A 3,156-nucleotide genomic window follows, 5' to 3' on the forward strand; every position below is an offset into this window, starting at 1 on the left:
ATGCTATAAAGGCTATAAGAAAGATATTTGAGTCACATGTAGTCGGGCACAACATAAAGTTTGATCTGCATTTTGTATGCAGATTTTTACAAGAGAGTAAGTTGGAGATTTTTGCCGACTCGATGATACTTGCATGGCTTGTGGACCCTGAGGGTGCTCTCTCACTTGACAAGCTCTCAGATAAGCTTTTAGGGCATCAAATGCTCTCTTTTAAAGAGACGGTAAAAAAGGGTGAGACATTTGCAGGCGTTGCGCTTGAAGATGCGTGCAACTATGCTGCCGAAGATGCCGTTATAACGCTGAAACTATATCATCTTCTCTTGGAAAAATTAGAGCTTCAAGGTGCAAAACATCTCATCAAAGAGGCGGTAGAGGTAGAGTTTCCATTTATTCAAACACTTCTGAAAATGGAGAGAGAGGGTATAGCTCTTGATAGCGCGTTTTTAGAGAAGTTTTTAGTTGAGGTAAAAGAGACCCTAAATGAGTTGACAGGCAAGATTTACGCTTTGGCAAATAGAGAGTTCAACATCAACTCCACGCAGCAGCTCGGTGTTGTACTTTTTGAGAACTTGGGTCTTCCTACCGGCAAAAAAACAAAAACCGGATACTCGACAAATGAGCAGGTTCTAAGTTCACTAAAAGATGAGCATGAGATTATTCCTCATCTTTTGGAGTATCGTGAGGTTTATAAGCTTTTCTCAACCTATATAGAGCCTCTTATAAAGCTGAGTCGCGAGGATAAAGAGGGGCGTATCCACACCTCTTTCGTACATACCGGAACTGCAACGGGAAGACTAAGTTCAAAAAATCCAAACCTGCAGAACATTCCCACAAGAACAAAACTTGGCACAAAAATAAGAGAAGCGTTCGTTGCGCCAAAGGGTAAAAAGCTTATAGGCATAGACTACTCCCAGATTGAGCTTAGACTTCTTGCGCACTTTACTAAAGATGAGGTTTTGGTGGATGCGTTTAAGAGCGACAAAGATATTCATCGCCAAACTGCGGTGGCTCTTTTTGGCGAGGATGAGGCAGATGCAAAAAGAAACATTGCAAAAACCGTAAACTTCGGGCTTCTTTACGGCATGGGGCAGAAAAAACTATCCGAGACTCTTGGCATAACTACAAAAGAGGCAAAAGAGATAATAGAGAAGTACTTTAACAGCTTTCCTAGTGTCAGAGCCTACTTTCGTCAAATAGTCGAGGACTCCAAAGAGATGGGATATGTAGAGACTCTTTTGGGGCGCAGAAGATACTTTGACTACAAAAATGCTGCGCCTATGTTTAAAGCTGCCTATGAGAGGGAGTCTGTTAACACCGTTTTTCAGGGGAGTGCGAGTGACCTTATAAAACTGAGCATGAATAAAATACACAGAGTAATCGAGGATGAAAAACTTGATGCAAAGATGCTTCTTCAGATACATGATGAACTTATTTTTGAAGTAGATGAAGAAAAAGCCGACTCTTTGGGAGAGAGATTTAAAGATATTATGGAGAGCATAATGGAGCTGGGTATTCCTCTAAAGACAAGCATGAATATCGGAGATAACTGGAGTGAGTTAAAGTAGTGCTGCATGTTAAAACAGTATAAAGAGGCGATTGAGAAGAGCAACATAATCTCAAAAACGGATGTAAATGGAATAATAACATTTGTAAACGATGAGTTTTGTGAAATCAGCGGTTACTCAAAAGATGAGCTTCTTGGCAAAAACCACAACATTGTAAGACACCCCGATGTAGAGAGCAAGAAGTTTGAACTTCTTTGGGAGACTATAAAAAACAAAAACATATATAAAGCTACCGTTAAAAACCTGGCAAAAGACGGTAGCACATTCTACGTAAACACTACAATAATCCCGATTCTTGATGAGAGCCAAAATATAGTCGAATATATAGCAATAAGATACGACGCAACAAAAGAGATGCTCTTAAGAGAAGAGCTTTTGAAAAAAGAGGCTCAGTATGAGGAGCTAAACAGAAGTTTAGAGAAGATGGTAGAAGAGCAGACCAGAGAGTTAAAAGAGTTAAATCAGACGCTAGAGCAGCGTGTGCAAGAGGAGATTGCAAAAAATGAGGAGAGGCAGCGTGTTATGTTCTGGCAATCACGACATGCAAGTCTTGGTCAGATGCTTGCAAATATTGCACATCAGTGGAGACAGCCGCTTACGGAACTCTCTTTGGCGATGTTTAACATCAAAAAGGCTCTGCAAAACGGCAGTGAGGATGATGCAACAAAATTTTATGCAGAGAGTAAGCATATTATAAAAAACATGTCTGAAACCATAGATGATTTTACAAACTTTTTCTCTCCCGATAAGGAGAAGTACTATTTTAATATAAGCGAGAGCATCCAAGAGTCGATTGTACTTTTAGAGAATATGATAAATGATGAGATGATAATTATAAAGACGGATTTTGAAGATATTGATGTGTTGGGGATTACAAATGAGCTAACGCAGGTCATTATAAATCTTATCAACAACTCAAAAGACGCATTTATCCATAACAGTATACTTCTTAGAGAGATAGCCATCACGACAAAAAAAGAGAACAGTTTTGCCGTTATAGAGGTGCAAGACAATGCAGGCGGAATAGCTAAAGAGAATCTAGAGAAGATTTTTGAGCCATATTTTACGACAAAACATAAGAGCCGAGGAACCGGTTTGGGACTTTTTATGTCAAGAATGATTTGCGAGCAGGGGCTTGGCGGAACTCTTGATGTTAAGAGTAAGAAAAACTCTACGACATTTAGCATAAAAATTCCATTGAGGTAATATGAAAAACAGAGCGTTAAAAGAGATTAAGGTTTTGCTTGTAGAGGATGAAGAGAATCTCGCAAGACTTTTAAAAGAAGCTATCGGCGATAATTTTCACAGTTTTATTGTAGCGACAGATGGAGTAGAGGGGGTAGAATTTTTTAAAAAAATCAAACCCGATATTGTTATAACCGACATAATGATGCCCAGACTATCGGGGCTTGATATGGCAAAAGAGATAAAGCAGATAAGTCCCAAAACCCCCATCATAATTCTTAGTGCATTTAGTGAGAAAGAGAAGCTCTTTAGTGCGATAGACATCGGAATAAACAAATACTTCCTAAAGCCTTTTGATCCGGATGAAGTTTTGGAGTATATAGAGAGTATAACTCCAAAAATAGGA

At 39.1% G+C, this 3,156-nt stretch carries 3 protein-coding genes; all 3 read left to right on the forward strand.

The window, feature by feature from the left end; genetic code table 11:
- A partial coding sequence (locus tag RQ763_RS11010) for a DNA polymerase (RefSeq protein WP_314153015.1) occupies positions 1-1,565 on the forward strand: 1,565 nt, incomplete at its 5' end.
- Positions 1,566-1,571: 6 nt separating this feature from the next.
- Positions 1,572-2,771 carry a PAS domain-containing sensor histidine kinase gene (locus tag RQ763_RS11015; RefSeq protein ID WP_314153016.1) on the forward strand — a complete coding sequence of 400 codons (1,200 nt, stop codon included), beginning with the start codon at positions 1,572-1,574 and terminating at the stop codon, positions 2,769-2,771.
- A gap of 1 nt (position 2,772) precedes the next feature.
- Positions 2,773-3,156: response regulator (locus tag RQ763_RS11020; RefSeq protein ID WP_314153018.1), on the forward strand; the 384-nt coding region annotated here is incomplete at its 3' end.

The sequence above is a fragment of the Sulfurimonas sp. genome (genome assembly GCF_032250635.1).
In the GTDB taxonomy this organism is placed as follows: Bacteria; Campylobacterota; Campylobacteria; order Campylobacterales; family Sulfurimonadaceae; genus Sulfurimonas.